The sequence below is a fragment of the Hominenteromicrobium sp. genome (genome assembly GCF_046974225.1).
GTDB classification, from domain to species: Bacteria; Bacillota; Clostridia; order Oscillospirales; family Acutalibacteraceae; genus Hominenteromicrobium; species Hominenteromicrobium mulieris.
Genome location: NZ_JBKWAE010000001.1, coordinates 133,792 through 155,821 on the forward strand (window position 1 = coordinate 133,792; position 22,030 = coordinate 155,821).

The window sequence follows — 22,030 nt, forward strand, 5'->3', positions numbered from 1 at the left end:
ATGATTGTAGGGGTCGAGGTAAAACATGAAAAATCAAATTAAAAACGACTTAAACAACATTAAAAATTCAGGACAAATCGTTATAAATACCGCTATTTCAAATGACAATGGTTCTCGACAATATCGCGCAAGCGATGTAATTGAAAAAGGGAAGTCTACTAACTTTATGAAACGTGAGGAAATTTTTGCTGTTTTGGGAGCAGTAGCTTCTGGTGTCACTATTGTGGATTTTCTTTTTAACCGATTAGGTGAAAACGCAGTTTTAAAACTTGGGAAAATACTATATGAGGCTTTTATTGAGCACAATACAGCTCCCTACTACTTCTTAATCGCAGAACTGATAGCTATAATTTGTTTTGGAGCTGTAAGTTTTTCAGCTTTTCGGAACGTAATTACGTTACATAAAGCACGGCATCTAGGCGCATGTATTTACAATAGAGATCGAAAAAAATCCTATAAAATAAAGGCATTACCATGCCCACATTGCAAAACAACTTTTCGAACTCCACTAAAAATCAAAGACGGCAAAAACTTTGGCATGGAATTTACTTGCCCTCATTGTTCGTTTAGAGCTACTATACCTGTTGCGGATATACTCAATCGCATTGATGAAAATTATGAACCAAAAAAGTGATAAAGAATTCCCGTCGCGACTACCATTCCTATTATAAGGAAACTCACATAAAACCCGACATCCTTTTTCGCTGTTACGGCTTTATCAAGTAGGAAAATTAAAAATACAATTACCGAAACCATTGTCAGTATTGCACCGAGTTTAACATCAAAGTAAAACATAGAAAGCAGAGCATATAGCATAATGCTTGGGTAAATATCCATACAGGATAGCTCAAAAGCTACCATCCAAAGAGGTGTATCGCTATCATGCCCTATCACCTGTGATACAATTTTATACTCTCGAAATAAATAGCAAATAAATCGACCAATTATAAAAGTCAGATGAAAAAATGGCAGTAAAACCAGTAGCCATGCAACTACGTTCCCGCAGTGTGACGATATAAATTCAAAGAACTCTTTTGATACCATGGGGTTTCTTCCTTTAAAACTAAATTAGCAGGCCCCGCCGGGGTTGCGACCGGTCTTCCTGCATTAAAAAAACCTGCTATCCGGGAGACTGAAGTGAGATAGTAGGTTTTTTCGCTCTGCATGGGTAAAATTGAATTGAAGACAAATTAAATCTGGTATAGGGCACTTGGGGTGATTGTGTATTCTATGTGCATCGTTGTTTGAATTTATTTTAGTAATTCCCGAATCATTAAAATGAAAGTTATGAGTGTTCCGAGCGCGCAGATTATAGCTCCTAATAAGTAGATGAAAATACTGTTGCTGGTTGAAGTGTGAGTGAAGATTTTATAGATGTTGAATATGAGGCAAGATAGATTTATAATAAATAGGCCAATATGGAACAGCTTTGCGTATATAAATAGTTTGTGCATAATAGAGTTCCTTTCTGATAAGAATTGCGAATAAAAAGGAACAGCAAAATAAAGAAAATACAAAAAAGTAAATACTAGATTTGCATTGCACATAGAGCGCTCGGGATAATCCGGGCGCTCTTGCTTTTTGCAATGCTATTCAAAATTTATTTGCTCTTTTTGCGGCGAACCAGAAGTACGGTAGTCAAACCTAAAGCAGAACCGGCAAAAGCAATGTAGGGAAGAACACTGCGGCTGCTGCCGGTCTTCGGGCGGTTAGGAACAGGGCTATTGGGGAAGTCCTTGCCCGGGATCGTTTCAAACGTCACGGTCTGGCCGTCTTCTGTGATAGAGAACGGATAGTAGATCGTATCGCGCACGAAGTTTGCCGGAGCCTGTGCTTCGTAAATCAGGTATTTTCCGTAAACAAGGTCGGAGAGGGAATAGAAGCCGGTTTCTATTTCATCCATACGGCCGATGAGCGTATCTACACCCTCTGTGTAGCGGCCATCACCGTCTGCATCGCGGTAGATTTCAAACACTGCATCGGAAAGCTTGTGCTGCGGGTTGGTAGCATCCACCTTTGTGGTGGTGACAGTGCCTTTGATCGGCTTGTTCGGGAAATCTTTGCCGGGAACAGTCTCAAAGTTTACGATTTGCCCGTCTTCTTTAATCTCAAACGGATAGTAGATGTTGTCCTGTACGAAGCCCTCAGGAGCCTTGTCCTCGTGTAGAAAGAATTTTCCGTAAGGGAGGGAATCCAGCGTATAAACGCCGGTGTCGCCTTCCTGAAGCGTGCCAACGAGCTTATCGGTCTTAGCGTTGAAGATGCCGTCACCGTCTGCATCAGAGTAAACGCCGAACGTCGCACCGGAGATTTTATCTGTCGGGTCGTCTGCGTTTACCTTGGTGGTCATAATGGAGCCATGCAGCGGGTTGACCGTTACAGTTTGTCCCTCATCGTTGATCTCTGCATGGGTTGCAAGCTGGATGCCCTTATGATAAAGATCCTCGAAGACAACAATGTCTGTCTTGTCTTGTACAAAGACTGCATTGAACTTAAACAACACGTCAACTGTACCTGTAGGTTCTTCTGGGACGAAAGTGGTTGAGGCTCTAACCTCTTCCCCGTTGATATCCAGGAACGCTTTTCCGGTTTCCTTATCCATTAGGACACCGGATACGGTGTACTCCTTGCCGGGTTTGAGATCGGAATAAGCTACGCTGTCTATGATGGTGATTTCTTCATTCGCGATAATTTCTTTTTCACCATCCTCAAATGTTGCCGTCGTACCGATCTTCGGTACGCGGATTTCGACGGTCTGATCTTCCGCATCGATGTCCTTATGCACAGCCAGCAGCGTGTCGGCACGATACAGCTCATCAAAGACAACCAATTTTGTATCTTTATCTAACTGGCGGCTGTCAAAAGTGAATGTCAACTCCACTGTGCCGTCAGCATCCGCCGGTGTGAAGGTCGCTTCGGCGGTCACTTCATTCCCATCGAAATCAAGGAACGGCTTGCCGGTTGCCTTGTCCATGAGGATACCAGTCATCCGATACTCTACACCGACTGTCAGATCGCTGTAGGAGATCGTGTCCGTGATCTGCACATCATCTGCGGTAAGGGTGGTCTTGCTGCCATCTTCCGTGACAGCCACGGTGCTGATCTGCGGATTCTTCAGCTCGACCGTCTGCCCTTCATCGTTGATCTCCGCATGAGTTGCTAGTTCGATACCCTCATAGTAAAGAGTCTCAAAGGCCACGACTTCCTTGCCATGCAAGCTGGTTGCGTTGAATACAAACTCAACCGTCACTGTGCCGGTCGGCTGCGTCGGCGTAAAGGTGGTTTCGGCCTTGATCTCTTTGCCATCGGCATCCAGAAACGCTTTGCCGGTCGCCTTGTCCATGAGTACACCGGATACGGTGTATTCCTTTTCAGGCTTGAGATTGGTATACGATACTTCATCAAAAATCGTTACCTCACCGAGCGGATCGACGCGGTGGCCATCCTCAGAGGTCGCTGTCGTTCCAATCTCCGGCACGCGGATTTTAACGGTCTGTCCTTCGTCATCAATCTGTGCATGAGTTGCCAGCTCGATGTCTTCACGATAGAGCGTTTCGAAAACGACCACCTCTGTGTCTTGCTTGAGGTGCAAGCTGCTGAACATAAACGTCACATCTACTGTGCCGTCTGCATCCGTCGGTGTGAAGGTCGCTTCGGCGGTCACTTCATTCCCATCAAAATCAAGGAACGGCTTGGCAGTTGCCTTATTCATGAGAACGCCGGATAGCTTGTATTCCTTGCCGACTTGCAGGCCGGTATAGCGCACGGTATCCACCAGCACAATGTCCTGCGCACTCTGCGTATCTTTCGTGCCATCCTCAAACTTTGCCATCGTGCCGATCTCCAGCGGGACGTTGTGGAAGTTGACTTCGGCAATGTCGCCTTCTTCCAGTGTGACGATCTGCGGATCGGGGAGAGCATAGCCAAAGGTTTCCTTTGTATCGAGTTCTTCCACGCGGTACTGATACTTGGTTTTGCCTTCGTTATCTTCGAAGATCGGGAGGGCTTCGGTCAGAATCAGGCCGCTGGCATCCGTCGTGTATACCTTGCTGTAGTGGTCTGCAAGGCGCGTTACGCGGAACTGAATGCCCTCAACCTTACCATCGTCGGAAGTCTTGATGATCTTCAGCTGGCCGTTCTTGAGTTCATTTAGAAGCTCGTAACTGTAAGTCTGGTTGTTTGCTGAAATCATGACCTCAAAATCATCGACAAATTCGCGGCCAGCACCACCCTTGGTCTGGTGGACGATGTACGTGCCATACGGCATGTTTTTTGTTACGGCATAGCCGCTGGCCGATGTTATGATCGTATCGCGTTCAGAAGCTTTAGCCTTGTCATAGCTGCCTGCGGATTTCAAGTAGACCTGAAATTCTGCGGCAGCCTCATCTTTCGGCGTACCTTCTAGGGTTTCGTACTGCTTGTGTATCTGGATCTTGCCTTTGATGGCTTGCTCTTTAACGCCGATTGGAATCTGGTTATGCTCCAGCGTATACTTGTCCGGTTCAGCGCCGACCGGGTATTTCGTAGTATCCAAGAGGTATCCGCTGGACGGCGAAATCTCCTGAATATACCAGTTATCCCCGCATACGTACTCTTTCGTCGTGAACTGTCCGCTGGCGTTTGTGGTGTACTGGTCAATGAGATCGCTGCCATGATACACGCCGTACACTGCACCGGCAAGGGAGGCATCGCCCTGTGCGGCTCCGGTTTCCGCGTCCACCTTTGTGATGGTTGCTTTCCACTTTTTGAGCACGTTCGTGAAGCTTACCGTTGCTGTTTCGTTGGCTTTAACCGTGACCGTCTGAGACTTTGGCTGCACGTACTGATCGGGCACATCAAGCTCGGTCACCGTGTAGCTGCCGGCCTTCAGGTTTGGAACAATGATTGTGCCGGCTGTACCAGTCTGCACAGTTGTGTCCACGCCGTTACCCGTCACGCGAAACCGTACACCGGAAACCTTGCCATCTTCTGAGGTCTTGACGATCTTCATAGAGCCGTCAAGCTCGACTTTTACATTCAGGGTCATAATAGCTGGGTCACCACCATTGAAACCGCAGGTTGTGACGTCTTGACTGACAGGATGCTGGTAATAATAACCGGGGCCTTGATCGTCATAGGCACGATCAATATTGTAGCCAAATCTTACTACACCAGAGGCGTTTGGTGTACCTTTTGCTGTTAAAGTAACTTTATTACCAGTTTTAGTAACAGAAATTCCTGTAGTATTTAAAATTGGAGCATCTTTATAGTTTGCAAGAGCACCGGTAGTATCTGTAAGAGTCTTGGACTCACCGACTTTAAGAGTCACGGTTTGACCCGAGATACTTGGCGTTGTGTAGAACTGGTCTACTTTCGCAAGGACAGCCTTTTTGAAGGCATTGTAGGTAGATTGAGAAGCAATGTTCTCCATACCACCTATCGTGCTCTGGAACGACACGCTCGAAGCACCCACAAAGTCGCCTCCGAAGCTGTTGATTGTCTCCCAAATCAGCAGCTGGCAGTAAAATTCAGCCAAGTATTCAGCGGACACTTCGATGGTATCCCAGTTGTAGTTTACAGCGCTGCATCCTTTGATATTGGCAATGTTTTTGTACCGGCCCCAATAATCAATTAATGTGAGTCGGTTCATCTGTTCTCTGGTTAGGTTCAGAGAAGTATATCCATCGTTGTCCCCCAGGCCAATGGCGATGCCATGCTCTACACAGTAGGCGACTTTCCCGTTAATCCTTTTTCCGCCCCATCCGTTTGTTGTTCCCTCAACATCCGTCGTATACCCGATATTTATCAGGTAGGTGGAGCGAGACTCGGATACTGTGACATTTGAGGCATAGAACACGGGAACATTCATTCCGGCTTCTGCCTCAATTTCCGCAAGAGGTTTGTCAATGGCTTCACGGCCATCTAACGTACGCAGTTGCCCATCTTCTGCGATGTAGCCACCATACTTTTCAAGCAGTTCCTCGAATTTTTTCTGCGGATCCTCCGGGTTCCCTCCGGTTATGAACGGACGAGGATCAACCGTCTGTCCGCTCTGCCGCACTTCAAAGTGCAGGTGTGCGCCGTCTGCGTTACCGGTATTGCCGACATATCCAATTGTTTCCCCGGCACTAACGGAGTCACCAGAAGATACAAGAACCTTGGAGAGATGCGCATATAGAGTTGTTCTCTCGTCGGCGTGGGTAATCTGCACCATGTTCCCGTAGGACTGATCGCCTGTGGTTGTACTACCATCCCACGTCTGTATGTGGCTTACGGTGCCATCCGCAGCTGCGATTACTGCAACACCTTGTTCTGCACTGATGTCTATTCCGGTGTGTTTTGTTGCGTCATATCCTTGCGACACCGTGCCGTATCCGGGGACCGGCCACAGAAAATCACCGTTTCGGTCGGTTTCTGCCACCTGATATCCAGGAACTTGTTCCGGCTTCGGAGACGGTGTTGCTTCCGGTTCCGGAGTCGGCGTTGCTTCCGGTTCCGGAGTCGGCGTTGCTTCCGGTTCCGGAGTCGGCGTTACCTCCGGTTCCGGAGTCGGCGTTGCTTCCGGTTCCGGAGTCGGCGTTACCTCCGGTTCCGGAGTCGGCGTTACTTCCAGTTCTGGTGTAGATGTTACCGTTAGAGTAGATGAGCTACTATCACTTAGCGTAACTTCGTCTGCAAGAGCTGTGATCGGAAGAGTTGTGAGGATCATCATTACCGATAGAATCCATGCGATCGGCTTCCTCAATCTTTTCATTCTCTCTCAAATCCTTTCCTAGAAATATTTATGTAAAAGGTAGCATAACGTTTGTATGCGACCTGAATTCCACCAAAAAAAAAGAGAATTGATATAATCAATTCTCTAATTCCAGTTCTATTTTTTGCGTAGAGTTGGTCTCTGTTGACAATGTTGTGAAACCTGCTATAATATAAGTGTAAGGCTTACCGGTGACGGTTAGCCCTCAGAATAACAGCAGAAACAAGCCGCTCGTTTTCTCAGGACGGGGCGGCTTATTTCTTTTTGTTCAGCTCATGTATCAGACTAATCAAGGCAACGATCAGTCCCGAAGCGCCGATAATTACCAGACAAATCTGGCAAAAGTCGTTCACTGTTAAATACATCTGCATCGCCCCCTTTCCAGTATAGGATTGAGGGCAAAAGAAATATTTCACCCTCCTTTTATACGCCGAAGCGCACTTTCGAGGGCAACCGCCTACCGTTTAAAGTAAGCCTTACTGGCTTATTATACGAAAGCCCACAGATTTTGTCAATCTGTGGGCTTTTTTTAGTACCAATAAATCGTATATTTCACTGTTCCATCAGAATAAACAATTTCTTCCCATCCATAACCGTTAACATAGCTACCATCAGGGAGAGTCTTTTCTCCCCATACAGATTCAGCATAATCTCTGGCATCAGAAACGCTGTCAAATAATCCATCAATTATACTTCCGGTCACAATGTAAGGCTCTTCGGGAGTCGGCTCTGGCGTCGGCACTGGAGTCGGTTCAGGTGTAGGCTTTGCTGTAGGAGCTGCCGTAGGCTTGGCCGTCGGAGCGGTTGTGGGTTTCGTGGCAGGTTTAGTCGTTGCAGTCGGCTTAGAGGTAGGCTTTGCTGTCGGTGCAGCGGTCGGCTTTACGGTAGGCTTCGGCGTTGCAGTGGCCGAGGGTTTGGCCGTCGCGCTGCTGCCGGAAGACGGTTTGCTCACAGCATTGTTGCCGGAGCTGGGCTTCGTTGTGGCAGACGGTTTTGCGGTTGCACTCGGCTTCGATACTGTGCTGCCGGAAGAACTCGAGGACGACGGCTTGCTCGTTGTGCTGTTCTCCGTTTTAGACGAGGCAGACGAGCTGCTTCCCTTTGAGCTCTCGGTTTTGCTGCTTTCTGTTTTTGCACCCGGTGTCGCCGTGGGTTTTGCACTCGCGGTGCTCGAGCTTGCAGCCGGTTTGCTGCTCGCATCGTTCTTTTCCGATACCGTACTGCTTACCGCACTGGATGTGGAGCTTTCCGTTACGGCGCTTTCGGTATTGCTGCCCGCACACGCCGCAAGCGATACCGTAAGCGCCGCCGCCATCAATATTGCTGTGATCTTTTTCTTCATAGTCGTTCACTCCTCATATAGAATACTATAATAGCTTTTTAATTTGATTTCAATGAGAAAAGGAAAAACCGGAAGTACTTCTGGTTTTACAGCTTGATTTCAAATTCTTCTTCAATTTTTGGACTGTGGTGCTGTTCATGGTTCATGGTTAGCGCCAAACCTTCAAGACGTTCGATACGTTGGTCTAATGCGCTCGAAAGACAAACACAGCGTTCGGAGTCGAGGTAGGGAGACTCTGCGAAGATTTCGCACACACGGTTTCCAAAGTGCTGTAACGCTTCAAAGTTAACCCAATCGAAAGACGATACGAGTTTAAGTTGTTCCTCATGCGTTTCTTTGAACGGCTTTGAAGGCAAATCAGAGGCCAGCGGACGGATGAGTTTGGTCGGTGTATTACACCAAAGAGATGTACCGGAGTCGTAGATCGGCGCAGAACCGATCCACTCTAAGGAGTTGGCGTTTCTAATCGCACCGAAGTTATTATAGTGACGGTCAGTATTGGCGAGTAAATAATCGATGACAATCATTTGATCTACGGCTTGCTGTGCATTAGAGATGCCAAAGGCGGCACAGCAGTTAAGGTAATGCTGATATGTCGTGAGGTGATTTGCTTTCTTTTGAGACTTCATGATGTAGTCAGCAGAGATAAGTTCTGTGTCCGCATCGATAAAGTCTTCGCAAACGCTGTAAGGATAATCGCCCTGCATAATGATCCGATAGGGAACATGAGGGATGTTGAGCTTTTCCATCAGCTCAGAAGCAATAACTTCATTGTATGGTTCCTGTTGGGTCACGCCACTGCCGCCTTTAATGAGGCAGCGCTTGCCGTCGATGATTGTCCACTTTTTGCGTAGCCAACCATCGGAGGTGTTGTCCGGGGACATCAAATCGATTTTCGCACTGGAGCTGTGACCGCCAAAAAGAATGTCACCGATGTCACGGGAAAAATCATTTGTGAAAAAATTGATCTCAGCCCATTCCAACGAGGAACCTTTCTCCTTGATCCAATACTGATCCGAAAGGCTAAGTCCGTAGCTTTTATCGATAAGCTCTTGCGTGCTGCCGATACGCAGAATAGCGAGCGCTTGTTGGATGCCTTGACGGCTTGCCGGAATGGAACGCCCATACCACCATTTGTTGAGTGCCTTGCGGTCGAGAATGTCGTTCTTGTACGCAATGCCGATTGGAATGTGCGCAGCATTATGCACGTCATCCACACGAGTAATCGCGCCGGACGCATCGTCCAGTTCAATATCGACTACGGGTATTTCTTTGTGCATCAATGTGTAGTGCATGGCGACACCTCCTTATTCCTAAAGCGTTGCTTATAGATACATTCCAAAATCTTGTTCATTTTCGTGTTTGTGATATTGGCTTTGTTCATGCTGCTGATTTAGCTGTGCATTTAAATTTTGAATTTGCTCTTTGAGTTCCATATTTTCTTTCTCTAAATGCACAATTCTTTCTTGTTGCTTTACCATGATGTCGGAAAAAGCGCGTAAACTCTCAATATGTTTATCGATTTCTTTTTCTGCGTTGGTCAATATATGCTCGCGATTTTCTTTAGCGGCTTTTTCCATACGTAGATGCTGTAAGGTCTCGCCCGTAAGCACTTTTAATTCTCGATGGTCTTTTGAAACTAAATTAAGCAAAACTTCGTTATTTGGATTAAGAGCACCCATTACAGCGTTATGATTTGTAGTTTCGTAGCCTAATCGATCATTTAAGAGCTTTTCAATTTTTTCATATGTTTTTTCAGGAATTTTGTGTAAGAATGCAAAATACGAAATCGAGGTAAAAACAAGAGAAGAAATAGCACCAGTTATTAAGCTAATTAGAATCTCTTGAAAAATATCGTTCAAAAGAAAACCTCCCAGTGAAAAGAAAAAGATAGAATATAGAATGGTTATTGCCCACAAAGTGGCCGTAATACCTTCCAACACTCGAGTCAATTTTTCCATGTTCTAATTTTTCACCTCCATTATACAGTGTTCGTGAAATCATTTCAAGGCTTTATTCCTCACTGCCCTGCATTGTATCGAACAGAGAAATGCGGCCGGTGGAACGTTTTACGGCTGCAACAGCTTTGCTGCGCATTTTATCGTACTCATCTTTCGATAGTTCGTATTCGAATGCGACGATACGTGTTAGCATGTTTGTTTCAACAGCTTGTTTAAAGAGCTGCGAAGATATGCGGTCTGTTGCCCTCTGCACAATCGCCTCGACTTGTCTGCCGTAGATGCCGCAAAGGTAGTCTGTGTTCATTTGATTGCTCAAATAGGCGAAATAAAATTTCAAAGCTGCTTCAATTGCTTCGCTTCGTCCGTTTTGTGGATTGAGGTGCAAAAGATCAACAATAGCATCTAACATACGGACTTCATCATCTGCAAGGTACGTTGAGACCCTCTTTTTGTCAGTAGCCATTTTAAATTTATAGCATCTCCTTTTGCTTCAAATTTCAGTAGTACCACTAGTAGTACCACCGGAATTTGGCTTGAAATCTGAATATTTCGTTTGTTTTATGAAATAGTAGGCGGTAAGGTGGTACTACCGTTCAAAAAGTAGTACCACTTTTTAAAACCCGAAAACCCGCACACTGTGCGGGTTTGTGATGCAGTAGAAACACGAAGTGGTACTACTGCTTTATCCTGCATTCTAAAAAGACACCGATTTGAGAGATTTTGGCGCGTTTTCGAGATGCGAAACAGTTTAAAAATATTACGACCAGAAACCACCGGGGTTTGAGATCGGATTTGACTTGGTTTCGGGCTCCGGTTCCGGCTGAAGCTGTGGGGCATTGTTGATAACCTTTTCTTCGGAAACCGGATCAGAAACGGTTGAAAGTGTTGTGCCTTCAATGTATTCCCGCACGGCTTTTGGAACGATTTTCTTGTACATTTTCTCGAAATACGCTACGAATTCTGCGTCAATATCGATGCCTTTTTGTGTTGAAAAGGTGTGCAGTGCATCGTATTTTCGCTCATCTAAATTGAGCTTTATGGTGAGTTTTTTCATTGTTTTTGACCTCTTTTTCTTCAAAAATTTTCGTCGTCGGCACGCCAAGCGTGCCGATTATTAGTAAGGAAAGAATACCCACAAAATTGTGGATCACTCAAAGAATTGCAAAGGGTCGAGCCTATTATCGTTGTATCTGATTTCGAAATGGAGATGATTTCCGGTCGAATCCCCGGTACTTCCGACGTAGCCGATGAGATCACCGGCAGATACAGATTCGCCGACTTTTGCAACACGTTTTGTTTGGTGAGCATATAGGGTAGACCACCCGTTTCCGTGGTCGATTTTTACGAAATTGCCGTAGGAATCATGCCAAGTGCTCATCACAACTGTGCCGTCGGCCGCTGCATAAATCGGGGTCATTGCCGGTGCACCAATATCGATTGCACCGTGCGAATTTTCGTACATTCCGGTGACCGGATTGTACCGGGAACCGGAGCCGGAAGTGATGTAATCTTTACCGTAAGGAGCGGGGAGAGGCCACTCAAATTCACCCTTTCCCGCTACAATTCCGGCGGAGATTTCTTTAATTCTGCCGTTCTCCAGTGTTACCTTTTTAGTGCCGTATGGGTGTGTTCCGCCGGTCAAATATGTAATGCCAGGCAACTGCATCCAGTACGTCCAACTGCCCTCACTGAGCTGCGTTTTTACTACGCCGTCGTGGTTGCTTTTGGCCTCAATTACCTCACCGTTTCCTATATAAATACCGATGTGGCCGCTCATACAAACGGCCAAACCGGGTGTATCGGGGATAGAGGAAATCTCACCGAAAATGACAGCGCTGCGGAACATTCCGTCTGCGCCGACATCGCGGAAACCATTGGATTGGTAACGGATAATGCCAGTGTCTTCATCAATCCATTCATACGCTTTTATGAGCCCGATGCAGTCAAAAGCAGGCTTTCCGCCGTAGGTTTCGTAGATGAAATTGACCTCGCTGTTGGTCAGATTTGCATCGGAATCCGTGAAAAATCTGGACTGCTGCTGCTTAAGAAATGCCATGGTTACGTCTTGGCCGTAAGCGCCATAGATGTAGCCGGAACCGGCATCCAGAGCGTTTATTGCGAAGTTGGTGAGACCGATATTTGTTTTGCCATCGCTGCTTTTTAAGTTACGGATCAGCGTAGAACGGTCGGCATAACCGGTGGGCATTTGCTCTGCAAGCCGTAGCAGTTGCGAGCGCATGTATGCGTTGATTTTGAGATCAAACGTGCGCTCGATTTTATCAAAAATTTCATCGGAATCGGTTAGCGGGGAGAGCTTATCATCTGAAACAAAGCAGTCAATCAGCTCATCGGTTTGGTTCTTTAATCGGTCGTTATCCGCAAAGATTTTGGCGTACACAGCATAGAGAAGCTTATCATTTATGCGTGCACCGGAGTCAAAAACAGCGCTGTATTCGTTCAGTTTTGCAGAGAAAAGCTGCGAGCAGTCGAAGCCTAAATCGGTAAAAGTCATTGCACCGCAGCTGCCGAGCAGTGCAGCGGAAATGATAAAAATAGAGATGCAGGCAATAATGATTTTTTGCCATGTTTTGGGGTCGGCTGCGACCAAAGCGAGCTTCGCAATTAAAACCGGGTTTGCCATTTTTCCTCCGAAAAACCGGAAGTACTTCCGGTTTTATAGCATTGTGATTTCGAATTCTTCATGCTGTTCTTGCCTGATTTCTGTACGATTTTGTGTTGCGATTTGCTCAAAATCGTGTATGATTTCTTCTTTTGTAAGCGTATTTTCAGAGCTTTGCTGAATGGATTTTTTCGAGATTTGACGCATCCATTCTGCGAATTTTGGAGAGAGTTCATTGATTTGTGCCACGGAAAAATCGTAATTACCTTGGTTCAGCATAGCACGGACAGTACGCACATTTTGCTGCAAGGCGGCGAATTGCTCACTTCTTTCGAGCGTGAGTTCATCGGTTTCACCGAGCTTTTCCGAAACGCTCTGTTCGATTTCGGAAAGCGTAACATGCAGATTTAAGTAAGGAATGAACTCGTTTAAGATGTATTCTTTTTCGTGTCTGTCCTGTAAAAGTGCATCGCTGCCGCCTGTTTCTAACAAGTAATTTTCCCACTGCGGGTTCTCGTTGCACAGCGTATTTAGCCGCTTGATATGGTCGATCAGACTGCCTTCACCGGTGCCGAAACTCTGTCGGCCTTCATAGCTGCTCGGTTCTCCGTGCAGCATATAATCAATGCGAAAAGCTGCTTTGTGGTAGCAGTTCGGGTACTTCTGCTGCGCCTTATCGATTGCTTTAAAGAGTTCGTTTGCACGCGATAATCGCATGGTCTGGCCGTCGTGCAGACGCTTGCTTTCCGTCCATATAACGGTTACGGTCGGCTCCTTTTTCATAGCCTGTTCACGCTTCAGTTCAGCAGCTTTTTGGGAAGAAATGATTTGCTGCGGTATTACGCCTGCGAGAGAAAGTTCCTGTTCCATTGCCTCAATATGCTGCTGAAATTTTTCGCGAACCGGTGCCAAAAGTGCATCGATTTTTACTTCCGGCTGTGCCTTAAGCAGCTCTTGGTAGCAGGCTGCAAGGTGGCTTTTTCGGGCGTCACTGGGCTCAATTCCGAACGTTTTTCCAAACATAATAGAGAGACCGTCGGCTTCAAATTCACGCTGCATGGTAGGCTTTTCTATGTTAGGACTATGCCCCATAAGGTGGTGTGACATTTCGTGCAACAATGTATCGAGCTTCTGTGTGTCGCCGAGTAATTGGTTAATATGGATGTGCTTGTTGCGCGGGTTATAAGCGCCGCGTGTGCCGATTCCTTCAAAATCTTCTTCGGATACCGGCACGCCGATTTCTTCAGAATAAAGGCAAAGAGTGTTGTAAATATCTTTGTGCTGCGTACTGTTGTAGCCTACGCCGCAGAGCTTGGGGTAGTCTTCTGGCGGACAATTTGTCTGCGAAATATCGAACACCGTGCAGGGTTTGAAATAGGTAAAATCACGGCTTTCGAGCATGCCGATTTCAACTTCATGGCGTTGTTCCGGCGAGGCTTTAGATAAAAGAACCCATGTTGGATTTGGCACGTTTGGCTTGAAATAGCGCGTGGTTTCCGGCCGATAAATATTAGCACCATGCTCACCTTCCTGCACATAATACCCAAGTTCTTTCCAATGTGTGTATGAGGCAATAAATACGGAATCAGGACGCTGCCGGTAGATCAGCATTGTGTTTCGTGAAGAATATTTGTAAAACTGAGTGCTGAATGCGAGGTATTCTGCGACGTCCTTGGGATCGTTTTCCCAGTGCTTTGTGAGCTCCTGAATCTGCAAATCTGCTTCTCTTTGCTTCTTTTCGTGATGTGCTTTACGTTCTTCTTCGGAGTAGAATGTTCTTTTTTTAGGCATCTTCTTGCTCCTCTCCGCGTATCAAGTGCTCAAGTAGGTCATCCGGCAATTCCTTGTAAATTGCCAACACATGATCAAATTGTTCGGGTGGCAGATCAATAATCGGCTTGCATTTGGAGCGGGGATACGGCTCACCCTGATTTACAAATTCATCCGGAATTTCGGTCGTGTAATACAAATCGCCCCACTCATCGGCACAAACGGTAATATTCGCTGTGCTAAAAACGATGGTGACATTTTCTAAAGGCTTATAGCTCATAAATAAATCATTCCTTTCATAAAAAACTGTATGAAAAAAGGTTTGCTGCCTGTGTGTACAGGTAACAAACCTTTTTGCTGCTTTGTTTTATTTTCATATCTTTTCGCGTACCATCATTAAGGAGTAGCCTAATAAGTTTTGACCTTTCCACTTAGTTATGTCCAGTCGATCTGGATCACCCATTGATAGGCCCACGCCCCAAATCTTATCTTTGACGGCACATTCTGCGAGAAGATTGTCGCCGGTAGCTTTCAGGAGATCTTTTAAGTTGAGGTTTTGAGAAAACTTTGCAAGCAGTCCCTCATATACAACGATTTGTCGGATGCCATTCCAACGGTTTTCGTTATAGTTAGAAACTTGCCTCCCGAATTTTTTTATTTGAGCAACATCATGAGTGGTTAAAATCTTTTTTGCAATAGTTTGGTCACAAAAGCACATGGCTTTTTGATACATCATAAATTGCTCCATTGAGGAAAAGGTGATATTGGATACGTTGAATTCGGATAAATACCAATTGCTCAAATATCCGTTTTCTTCGTCAGGGTTATGAAAGCAAAGGATTTTCATGGCGCTCCACCAACCTTTTTTACGGCCAAATCAAGTTCTAAATCGTGTAATCCCATGTAGGCTTTTGTTAAAAAATCCAATGGCACTTTTTTAATAATCTCCTTGCTTGAGACGTTGTAGAACCATTGATAATAGGCGTAAAATTCACCTATCCAATCAGGAATAAACCCTTTGAGTGCTTTGCCGTTTTTGAGATGATAGTGTTCTGTTTGCTGAAAGTAATCCCACAATTCGGAAGCATTCATGGTGCTAACATAGGCTTTACCTTGATCGATACTTTCTCTTGTTTTACTTGTCATATAAGTATTGATGAAATCCGATGTATCTTTCTCAGGATAATTCTGCGATACAAAATCGAACAGTTTTCCTTGGCTTTCAACAATATCATGTAAGTATACCTCTGGATAAGCTCGCATCATATCACCTCTAAAATAATGTGCTGAATACATTTGTTACTTTATTTGCATCTGACTCGATGAGATCGTGCATGTTTTCTCGGGCACGTACATCGCGTTGATTGTATTTATCGTTAAACACGCTGTACTCGACTCGGATCAAGCCTTTTTTATTCTCCGTGAGTTTGGAATAAGCAAGTTCGGATTTGATACAATATTGGATGCCGAGCCCACCTAATGATAGCAATTCTTCGAGTATGTCCGTATCTACATTGTCGCGCACAAATTCTTTGGCAATATAAAAGTATGAAGCGTTAGCTCTCCAACCCTTTATAACATCGTATGTGCTTGTATCGATTCCGAACTTCTCTATGAATTTTTTAGAAAGAACTTTATAGCGCTTTGTATCCGCTGCGTCTCTGTGCTTCATCAACTCAGCAAGCCAAGAGAGAACATCATATTTTTGAAAATCCAGTATTTTCAAATCAGAAATGTCTAATTCGTATTTATGAACCCAGCCATTCGTTTCGGTTGGTCTACAAACTGCCCATTCTTTGGCGAGTTCTATGTTTTCAGTAAGGTAAAAGCCTTTTCCATAGTCGTGCTTATCTTCACCGTAACCATATTGCGGTGTAACAAATTCATTAGGTGTACCGTGATATAGTGTTATTATACTCATCGTTTCACTTCTCCTAAGCCAATGTGCTTAACCGAGTGCAAGTCCATGAAAGTGACGATTATGCTCGGTTTATTTTCTTGTTACCGGATAAGCCAATTGTAATCCTGCCTGCAATCCACCACATAATCGGCGTAAACTATATCGTCTACTATCTGGAAGATTATCATATAGCGTTTTTCAAACGGAATAAAACGGTAGGCATTTCTGGGAATATATTCCCCTGTGAGCCACGGGCATCTCTGCGGCATCAGCTCTAAGAAATTTGCGGTCTTTTCAAACTCGATCGTGAGCTGTTCTGCCGCTTCTGGGCTGACCTGTGCCAGAAATGCGGCGTGGGAAACGAGCATCTGCGTTGCCCGTTCCGATACAATCATACGGTGTTTATTCTGCTGTTCCATGACCTGCCGCCTCCTTGATTGCACTACGCATCATCGCAGTGACTTCATCGACAGAGTAGCCTTTGCTTCCACGCATCCTGTCCTCCTCGACGGCAAGCAGCTCCTCACGGAGCTTTAACATCTTTTCCCGTCTGTTATAGGTTTCGATGTCCATAACCACCAAATCTCCCTCGCCGTTCTTGGTTAGAAAAACCGGCTCTGCGGTCTTTCTGCACATATCGGCAATTTCATTGTAGTTCTGGCGAATTGCTGCGGATGGACGAATATTCATAATGATACCTCCTTAAACTATGACGATAGTAATATTCTATCTATATTATATCCATTTCATGCAATAAAGTCAACAGCGCCTTTATAGATTTAATAAGAGGGCTTAAAGATATATTTCGAAGAATTGCGTTTAATCAGGCTTTCTACAACGAAATAGCTTGAGATATATCGAAATCCGGTATAGGCGATTCGGAAATAGCCCCAAGCTCCCAGTCGTTGAATTCTTTGAGAGCCTGCATGTTTTGCTCGTATCGTTCTCGCATATCCGGTTCTTGTAACCGTTGCCACACATAGGCGGTAGCAATGCAGTCGGCAGCTGCATTGTGCCAGTTTGAGCCTGTATAGCCGCAAAAATCAGCCATGGTTTTTAAATTCTTCCACTTATAGGTTGATGGTGCGCCATTGTTCGTGCGCAGCTCTCCGTACACGACAGCGCCATCAAGCATGGGGTCGGAAACCATGGCATCCGGTCGGAATCGAATACCGTAGCACTCGAGAAACGGAATATCGAAGTGCTTGCCGTTGTAACCGATAATTGTTTCGGCGTTTTGCAGCAGCGCCGCCATTTCGCCGATTTTGTCGATGATCCCCGGTGCATCTGCTACCATTTCCGGTGAGATACCGTTGACATTTTGTGCTTTCGGCCATTCGGTTACGCATGCCGGTTTAAACCGGGACTCAAACAAAATGTCCCCATCCGTCGTAACAATTGCGGCTTCAAGTATTTCATCTTCAGCGGGGTTTAAGCCCGTCGTCTCAAGGTCAAAGACGAGCTTGAGATTTGTCGGATTCTTGGGCACTGCCGCACAAATGTCAGCGCATTGCTTGCGATAAGCGTCGAGTTCATGTTCCATGTTCCGGGCTCCTTTCTTCGTTTAAGTAATCGAAAATATCGTATTTCTCGTAGAGTTTGATGTCAAACGAGGGCTTGTGTTCTTCCGGCGGCATAGCAAAAAACTGCGCGTAGAGATTACTCTCAGGCGCAGCTTGGGCGGCGTTGTACAGCAATGCAAGCAGATACCCTTTAGGCTTCCGCACATTGTTAGAATATTTGGTTATGCGGTAGACGGCCTGCAAATGCTCCGGCGTTAAGCTGTGCAACGCTTGGCATACTTGCGTGCTCGGAAGCACTTGCTTACCGATGCGGACAGTCGATAAGGGAGTAGTAGTGATTTCGCAGATCAAAGAGATACATGCTTTCGCGAAATCCTCCGGAACATCTGCATTCATCAAAAAATCAAAATTGCCGTCGCTCTGACTGTCTGTCTTATTATACTCAGTCTTATTATACTCAGTCTTATTAGGTGCGGTTTTACAGAAGTCAAGACTGCGGTTTTTCAGTACTCTTGACTGCGATATTTCCGCACTCTTGACTTCGGATTTTCCGCAGTCCGGAGTGCGGTTTTTCAGAAGTCCGGACTGCGGAATTTCAGTACTCCGGAGTGCGGTTTTTCCGCGCTCCGCATAATCACTGGGTTTTTCAGGACTTTCAGGCTCTTGCTCACCGTTTTCTTCGTCTTCATCTTCAAAATCGATACTCATTTCTATGAGTTCAGAATTATCGGGGTAGCGCAGGTAAAGGCGATTTGGCTGATTTAACCCTTGCCGGACTTCATCGAGCAGGTTTACGGATTTGAGCTCCTTAATAATTTTTTGCACTTTATCCTTTTTGCACCCAAGCAGTTTTTCCATTTGCTCACGCTTAAAGTAGAGGTAAGCTTCACCGTTATCGTCGATCCACTTATTTGTAATGCTCAGCTGTACGCGATCTCGCAAGTAAGTATACAGTAGGATTGCTTCGTTGCTGATTTCTGCCTCTACGCGAAGCGCCACAAGCCATTTCGGGAGTTGATAAAACTGCGTGCTGTGCGCATCAGATAGGGTGTAACGCTTAGTGTTCATTTAGAGACCTCATCCTATATGTTTTTAAGTACTTTTCTGTATTTTATGAAAATCTATCAAGAGAGTATATACAATTCTTCAAAAGTTCAAAAACCGGAAGTACTTCCGGTTTTTCTCAGTTCTTCTTTATATGCGGATAGCACAGCTTGTTCGATGCGTTTGTGTGCTATAGGATTCATTGGTTTAAAAGCAAAGATTTGGCGGCGCTTGCCTTCGCGTTCGGCCAAATGCGGATATAAGACTTGTAACCCACCGTCTGCTCGTCTGGTGATGCGCACACCGTTTAAGGTGTACGCATTATCCAGAACCAAACTGACGTAGCCAAGGTAATAGCCACTGCTCGGAATAGTAACATCGACTTTTGTAACTCTCATTTTGCATCCTGCCTTTCTGGGCAAAGCTCTCCGTCTCGGTACAGCTTGCGGATCATGGTGTCTGCCTCGTTATAGGTGTAGGCTGCAATCGTCTGCATTGCACCGTTTTGTAAAATAAGCTTTGAGGATGTGCATTCATAACTGCCATTAAAATGCTTCATAATTAGAGTGCCGCCATGATAGCCGTATTTGGGTTTTAATATATCTTTCACGGCTTCCTGCGGTGTAGGCATCATCTCAACATAATAATCTAACAGATCTTCGCAGTTCCAAATATACCCACTCATGATGACTTTGCGGAGCAGGTCTTCGCGCATTTCCGGGCTTAGAGAGCTCTTTGTGCTTTCGGCCTTGCTCGAAAAAGCGGAAGTACTTCCGCTTTTTGTAGCGTTTGCTACTGTCGGCTGCGTTGCTTTGGCGGCTCGCTCGACTGCGATATTCTGTGCTTCGCCGAATTTGAGCGTTCCGGCAGCAAGATCAACCTTTTCGGGCTCGGTAAGCTGTTCCGACATTGTGCGGTAGGTGCGGACTTGCCGGTCAGAGACATGCATCAGTTCGGCGACACCCTTTTGTATGCCACCTTTAAATTCACCGGATGCCTTTAGCTCATTCAGCAACTCTCGGTATTCTTCATAAAGTGTTAGCTTTTGCTCGGCCGTGTAATCGCGTCCGCCGTTTGCGATGTGCAGCATGAGTTGTGCACGTCCGGCCGAAACGCCTTCAAAAATTCTGCACGGGATTTTGTCCCAGTGTAGGTACTGTGTGATGGCGCGGTATCTGCGTTCACCGGAAAACAGCTTGTAACGATTGCCGGACTGGATCACGCCGAGAGGATTCAGCAAACCGACGGTTTCAATTTGGTCTGCTAAGTCGCGGATGCTGTCATTCGTGTCGTTTGCGGCGTATGTGTTTTTGTTTGCAAAGTCGATCAAGGAGACGTCGATCAGCTCATCACGTGCAATACCGGCATTTTCGTTGGCCAGTTCCTTAATGGTGCTCAAACCGGCATTGATGTTTCCAAGATTTAGCTTTTTCATTTCTCGACCCTCCCGATGATTTCGTTTACGACCGCTTGGTAATCGATATTACCGTTGCAGTGCTTTGCATATGTATTGATAGGCTCGTGCGCGTTGATGGCGCGGCTCAAGGTGATGTTCTTACGCACGGTTGCGCTGAAAAAAGGAATGACGTCCTGCGATTGCAGGGCGTCACGGTAAATGGCTTTTGTTCCGTTTTTTTCATCCATGATAATTAAGCCGCCAAGTAACCGGAGGTGCGGATTGATCGTTCTGCGAATTTCAATGAGACTTTCGGCTTTGATGCGTAAGCTGTGCAGTGCAAATTCGTCCGGGATCATCGGGATCAAGATGTAATCTGCATAGCGCTGTACGTTTTCGAGAAGCTTATAGCCCTGCGGCGGACAATCTATAATAATGTAATCGTAGTCGCTCTCAATCGGTGTAAGGAGCTTAGAGAGTAAATCGTTGTATGCTCTGCCGCGAAGTTTATATTCTGTGAGCATTTCTTCGAGTTTCATCAATTTAGTGTTCGATTTCAATACATCCACACCAAAAACGGTTTTTACTATGGCATCATTCACCGGCCAAATACCGGTGATAGCGTCATATAAGGACGGATCATCGGTATTATACAGACCGTAGTACATGGTTGCGTAGCTCTGCGGATCAACGTCCGCAAGCAACACACGGTAGCCGCGTTCGGCGAGGATGGCCGAAATGTTGACGGCACTTGTGGTTTTTCCGCAGCCGCCTTTTTCGTTTGTGATAGCAATTTTAATTGACATGTAAATGTCCTCCTGTAATAAAGTCTCCGCATTGCTATACGGGTAAAATATAAAAAACCGGAAGTACTTCCGGTTTTTGGCTAAATGGAAAAAGCAGAGCTCATGTGGAGTTCTGCTTTAATGATGAGAGATTAAATTTTCAAAATATCGGAATGGGAACCTGTATCCACATCCATGATCCCGATATTTTGAGTCGAGTTGCTTACCTTGACGTAGTGTATCGACAACTTCATCAAGGAGCGATAAGTCTAAACCACGCTTTTTCATAAGCTTATAACTCTTTTTATAAGCATTGGTAAATTTAACTGTATACACTTAATCTTCCAATGCCTTTCTCAATTCATCCATGGTCTCGTACCCTTCAATGTTGGGGTTTTGAGAAATGCGTTTAGCTTCTTCCATGGCATCCAGTGTTTTTTGATTGAATTGTGGCATTTCAACACTAAACGGAAGACCGCCACGAAGAATGCATTGATGGAGAAAAATGTTTACTGCACTTGACATATCAAGCCCCAGATGGCTAAATAAATCATTTGCTTGTTTTTTTACATCAGAATCAATACGAATTTGAGTAGGTGCAGTTGCCATATAATCACTACCTTTCAATGAAAGGTATATACTGTTTGGTATACATTGTCAAGCAAATTGTCAATATTATTTGTATCTTGCTTGCTTTTATTCAAATTTATAAAACGACAACAGCAATCCCACAAAACGAAGCACCTGCCTTACAAGCAGGGGGTCATAGGTTCGAGTCCTATTGTCCCCACCAAATGTGGCCCGGTAGTTCAGCTGGTTAGAACGCTAGCCTGTCACGCTAGAGGTCGACGGTTCGAGCCCGTTCCGGGTCGCCACATTTGCCTCTGTAGCTCAGTCGGTAGAGCAGGGGACTGAAAATCCCCGTGTCATTGGTTCGATTCCGATCGGAGGCACCA

The 22,030-nt window shown here is 45.5% G+C and carries 24 protein-coding genes and 2 tRNA genes; 4 read left to right on the forward strand and 22 right to left on the reverse strand.

Going from position 1 to position 22,030, the window contains the following annotated elements:
• The first annotated feature begins 25 nt into the window (after window positions 1-25).
• The gene (locus ACLTX1_RS00655; protein WP_177714064.1) at window positions 26-634 is read left to right on the forward strand and encodes a hypothetical protein; all 609 of its coding nucleotides are present in this window, start codon (window positions 26-28) and stop codon (window positions 632-634) included.
• On the opposite strand, the gene ACLTX1_RS00660 is transcribed toward ACLTX1_RS00655, so the two are convergent.
• From ACLTX1_RS00660 to ACLTX1_RS00670, 3 genes are all read right to left on the reverse strand, one after another.
• Window positions 616-1,044 (reverse strand): hypothetical protein, encoded by a 429-nt coding sequence (locus ACLTX1_RS00660; protein WP_308449919.1) that lies wholly within the window; start codon window positions 1,042-1,044, stop codon window positions 616-618. The genes ACLTX1_RS00655 and ACLTX1_RS00660 overlap by 19 nt on opposite strands.
• Window positions 1,045-1,600: 556 nt before the next feature.
• Window positions 1,601-6,733: a VaFE repeat-containing surface-anchored protein gene (locus tag ACLTX1_RS00665; protein ID WP_412330336.1), complete on the reverse strand. Its 5,133-nt coding sequence runs from the start codon at window positions 6,731-6,733 to the stop codon at window positions 1,601-1,603.
• Window positions 6,734-7,262: 529 nt separating this feature from the next.
• Window positions 7,263-7,436 carry a hypothetical protein gene (locus ACLTX1_RS00670; protein ID WP_308449917.1) on the reverse strand — a complete coding sequence of 58 codons (174 nt, stop codon included), beginning with the start codon at window positions 7,434-7,436 and terminating at the stop codon, window positions 7,263-7,265.
• A gap of 112 nt (window positions 7,437-7,548) precedes the next feature.
• Here ACLTX1_RS00670 and ACLTX1_RS00675 point away from each other — a divergent pair, with 112 nt between their 5' ends.
• Window positions 7,549-8,106, forward strand: a complete 558-nt coding sequence (locus tag ACLTX1_RS00675) for a hypothetical protein (RefSeq protein ID WP_412330337.1) — start codon at window positions 7,549-7,551, stop codon at window positions 8,104-8,106.
• Between the two features lie 55 nt (window positions 8,107-8,161).
• On the opposite strand, the gene ACLTX1_RS00680 is transcribed toward ACLTX1_RS00675, so the two are convergent.
• From ACLTX1_RS00680 to ACLTX1_RS00770, 19 genes are all read right to left on the reverse strand, one after another.
• Entirely contained in the window at window positions 8,162-9,370 is a 1,209-nt protein-coding gene (locus tag ACLTX1_RS00680) for a HipA domain-containing protein (RefSeq protein WP_308449915.1), read from the reverse strand.
• Between the two features lie 30 nt (window positions 9,371-9,400).
• Window positions 9,401-10,036: a hypothetical protein gene (locus ACLTX1_RS00685; protein WP_308449914.1), complete on the reverse strand. Its 636-nt coding sequence runs from the start codon at window positions 10,034-10,036 to the stop codon at window positions 9,401-9,403.
• 52 nt (window positions 10,037-10,088) lie between these two features.
• Entirely contained in the window at window positions 10,089-10,499 is a 411-nt protein-coding gene (locus tag ACLTX1_RS00690; protein ID WP_308449913.1) for a hypothetical protein, read from the reverse strand.
• 294 nt (window positions 10,500-10,793) lie between these two features.
• A complete protein-coding gene (locus ACLTX1_RS00695) occupies window positions 10,794-11,090 on the reverse strand; it encodes a hypothetical protein (RefSeq protein ID WP_308449912.1) in 297 nt (98 codons plus the stop codon).
• Window positions 11,091-11,183: 93 nt separating this feature from the next.
• A complete protein-coding gene (locus ACLTX1_RS00700; protein WP_308449911.1) occupies window positions 11,184-12,677 on the reverse strand; it encodes a peptidoglycan DD-metalloendopeptidase family protein in 1,494 nt (497 codons plus the stop codon).
• A gap of 33 nt (window positions 12,678-12,710) precedes the next feature.
• Window positions 12,711-14,447 (reverse strand): LPD25 domain-containing protein, encoded by a 1,737-nt coding sequence (locus ACLTX1_RS00705; protein ID WP_308449910.1) that lies wholly within the window; start codon window positions 14,445-14,447, stop codon window positions 12,711-12,713.
• Window positions 14,440-14,706 carry a hypothetical protein gene (locus ACLTX1_RS00710; RefSeq protein WP_308449909.1) on the reverse strand — a complete coding sequence of 89 codons (267 nt, stop codon included), beginning with the start codon at window positions 14,704-14,706 and terminating at the stop codon, window positions 14,440-14,442. Before ACLTX1_RS00710 ends, ACLTX1_RS00705 begins: the two co-directional genes overlap by 8 nt.
• A 93-nt stretch (window positions 14,707-14,799) precedes the next feature.
• Window positions 14,800-15,273, reverse strand: coding sequence for an NADAR family protein (locus ACLTX1_RS00715; RefSeq protein WP_308449908.1), 474 nt, complete (start codon window positions 15,271-15,273; stop codon window positions 14,800-14,802).
• On the reverse strand, window positions 15,270-15,692 hold the full coding sequence (locus ACLTX1_RS00720) for a hypothetical protein (RefSeq protein ID WP_343284992.1): 423 nt from the start codon (window positions 15,690-15,692) through the stop codon (window positions 15,270-15,272). Before ACLTX1_RS00720 ends, ACLTX1_RS00715 begins: the two co-directional genes overlap by 4 nt.
• Before the next feature lie 7 nt (window positions 15,693-15,699).
• The gene (locus ACLTX1_RS00725) at window positions 15,700-16,347 is read right to left on the reverse strand and encodes a DUF3990 domain-containing protein (protein WP_177715799.1); all 648 of its coding nucleotides are present in this window, start codon (window positions 16,345-16,347) and stop codon (window positions 15,700-15,702) included.
• An 80-nt stretch (window positions 16,348-16,427) separates the two neighbouring features.
• A complete protein-coding gene (locus ACLTX1_RS00730) occupies window positions 16,428-16,745 on the reverse strand; it encodes a type II toxin-antitoxin system RelE/ParE family toxin (protein ID WP_308449907.1) in 318 nt (105 codons plus the stop codon).
• Window positions 16,729-17,016: a type II toxin-antitoxin system Phd/YefM family antitoxin gene (locus tag ACLTX1_RS00735; RefSeq protein ID WP_308449906.1), complete on the reverse strand. Its 288-nt coding sequence runs from the start codon at window positions 17,014-17,016 to the stop codon at window positions 16,729-16,731. The genes ACLTX1_RS00730 and ACLTX1_RS00735 overlap by 17 nt, the downstream gene beginning before the upstream one ends.
• A 142-nt stretch (window positions 17,017-17,158) precedes the next feature.
• The gene (locus ACLTX1_RS00740) at window positions 17,159-17,869 is read right to left on the reverse strand and encodes an exonuclease domain-containing protein (RefSeq protein ID WP_395591827.1); all 711 of its coding nucleotides are present in this window, start codon (window positions 17,867-17,869) and stop codon (window positions 17,159-17,161) included.
• Window positions 17,859-18,917, reverse strand: a complete 1,059-nt coding sequence (locus ACLTX1_RS00745) for a replication initiator protein A (RefSeq protein WP_177715795.1) — start codon at window positions 18,915-18,917, stop codon at window positions 17,859-17,861. Before ACLTX1_RS00745 ends, ACLTX1_RS00740 begins: the two co-directional genes overlap by 11 nt.
• An 86-nt stretch (window positions 18,918-19,003) precedes the next feature.
• Entirely contained in the window at window positions 19,004-19,291 is a 288-nt protein-coding gene (locus tag ACLTX1_RS00750) for a septation protein SpoVG family protein (RefSeq protein WP_316519274.1), read from the reverse strand.
• Complete coding sequence (locus tag ACLTX1_RS00755) at window positions 19,288-20,328, reverse strand: ParB/RepB/Spo0J family partition protein (RefSeq protein WP_412330338.1); 1,041 nt, start codon at window positions 20,326-20,328, stop codon at window positions 19,288-19,290. Before ACLTX1_RS00755 ends, ACLTX1_RS00750 begins: the two co-directional genes overlap by 4 nt.
• Entirely contained in the window at window positions 20,325-21,095 is a 771-nt protein-coding gene (locus ACLTX1_RS00760) for a ParA family protein (RefSeq protein ID WP_412330339.1), read from the reverse strand. Before ACLTX1_RS00760 ends, ACLTX1_RS00755 begins: the two co-directional genes overlap by 4 nt.
• 117 nt (window positions 21,096-21,212) lie before the next feature.
• Window positions 21,213-21,410, reverse strand: coding sequence for a type II toxin-antitoxin system YafQ family toxin (locus tag ACLTX1_RS00765; protein WP_308449902.1), 198 nt, complete (start codon window positions 21,408-21,410; stop codon window positions 21,213-21,215).
• On the reverse strand, window positions 21,411-21,683 hold the full coding sequence (locus ACLTX1_RS00770) for a type II toxin-antitoxin system RelB/DinJ family antitoxin (RefSeq protein WP_395507062.1): 273 nt from the start codon (window positions 21,681-21,683) through the stop codon (window positions 21,411-21,413).
• Between the two features lie 189 nt (window positions 21,684-21,872).
• Here ACLTX1_RS00770 and ACLTX1_RS00775 point away from each other — a divergent pair.
• Window positions 21,873-21,949, forward strand: a tRNA-Asp gene (locus ACLTX1_RS00775).
• A 5-nt stretch (window positions 21,950-21,954) separates the two neighbouring features.
• Window positions 21,955-22,030 (forward strand) — tRNA-Phe (locus ACLTX1_RS00780).

What these genes read in the sequence shown, in the direction of transcription:
- ACLTX1_RS00655 (WP_177714064.1), top strand. Translation starts at nt 26, where the DNA reads ATGAAAAATCAAATTAAAAACGACTTAAACAACATTAAAAATTCAGGA.
- ACLTX1_RS00770 (WP_395507062.1), bottom strand. Translation starts at nt 21,683, where the DNA reads ATGGCAACTGCACCTACTCAAATTCGTATTGATTCTGATGTAAAAAAA.
- ACLTX1_RS00665 (WP_412330336.1), bottom strand. Translation starts at nt 6,733, where the DNA reads ATGAAAAGATTGAGGAAGCCGATCGCATGGATTCTATCGGTAATGATG.
- ACLTX1_RS00700 (WP_308449911.1), bottom strand. Translation starts at nt 12,677, where the DNA reads ATGGCAAACCCGGTTTTAATTGCGAAGCTCGCTTTGGTCGCAGCCGAC.
- ACLTX1_RS00715 (WP_308449908.1), bottom strand. Translation starts at nt 15,273, where the DNA reads ATGAAAATCCTTTGCTTTCATAACCCTGACGAAGAAAACGGATATTTG.
- ACLTX1_RS00710 (WP_308449909.1), bottom strand. Translation starts at nt 14,706, where the DNA reads ATGAGCTATAAGCCTTTAGAAAATGTCACCATCGTTTTTAGCACAGCG.
- ACLTX1_RS00695 (WP_308449912.1), bottom strand. Translation starts at nt 11,090, where the DNA reads ATGAAAAAACTCACCATAAAGCTCAATTTAGATGAGCGAAAATACGAT.
- ACLTX1_RS00745 (WP_177715795.1), bottom strand. Translation starts at nt 18,917, where the DNA reads ATGAACACTAAGCGTTACACCCTATCTGATGCGCACAGCACGCAGTTT.
- ACLTX1_RS00740 (WP_395591827.1), bottom strand. Translation starts at nt 17,869, where the DNA reads ATGGAACATGAACTCGACGCTTATCGCAAGCAATGCGCTGACATTTGT.
- ACLTX1_RS00735 (WP_308449906.1), bottom strand. Translation starts at nt 17,016, where the DNA reads ATGAATATTCGTCCATCCGCAGCAATTCGCCAGAACTACAATGAAATT.
- ACLTX1_RS00730 (WP_308449907.1), bottom strand. Translation starts at nt 16,745, where the DNA reads ATGGAACAGCAGAATAAACACCGTATGATTGTATCGGAACGGGCAACG.
- ACLTX1_RS00750 (WP_316519274.1), bottom strand. Translation starts at nt 19,291, where the DNA reads ATGAGAGTTACAAAAGTCGATGTTACTATTCCGAGCAGTGGCTATTAC.
- ACLTX1_RS00720 (WP_343284992.1), bottom strand. Translation starts at nt 15,692, where the DNA reads ATGATGCGAGCTTATCCAGAGGTATACTTACATGATATTGTTGAAAGC.
- ACLTX1_RS00660 (WP_308449919.1), bottom strand. Translation starts at nt 1,044, where the DNA reads ATGGTATCAAAAGAGTTCTTTGAATTTATATCGTCACACTGCGGGAAC.
- ACLTX1_RS00760 (WP_412330339.1), bottom strand. Translation starts at nt 21,095, where the DNA reads ATGTCAATTAAAATTGCTATCACAAACGAAAAAGGCGGCTGCGGAAAA.
- ACLTX1_RS00705 (WP_308449910.1), bottom strand. Translation starts at nt 14,447, where the DNA reads ATGCCTAAAAAAAGAACATTCTACTCCGAAGAAGAACGTAAAGCACAT.
- ACLTX1_RS00725 (WP_177715799.1), bottom strand. Translation starts at nt 16,347, where the DNA reads ATGAGTATAATAACACTATATCACGGTACACCTAATGAATTTGTTACA.
- ACLTX1_RS00690 (WP_308449913.1), bottom strand. Translation starts at nt 10,499, where the DNA reads ATGGCTACTGACAAAAAGAGGGTCTCAACGTACCTTGCAGATGATGAA.
- ACLTX1_RS00685 (WP_308449914.1), bottom strand. Translation starts at nt 10,036, where the DNA reads ATGGAAAAATTGACTCGAGTGTTGGAAGGTATTACGGCCACTTTGTGG.
- ACLTX1_RS00680 (WP_308449915.1), bottom strand. Translation starts at nt 9,370, where the DNA reads ATGCACTACACATTGATGCACAAAGAAATACCCGTAGTCGATATTGAA.
- ACLTX1_RS00755 (WP_412330338.1), bottom strand. Translation starts at nt 20,328, where the DNA reads ATGAAAAAGCTAAATCTTGGAAACATCAATGCCGGTTTGAGCACCATT.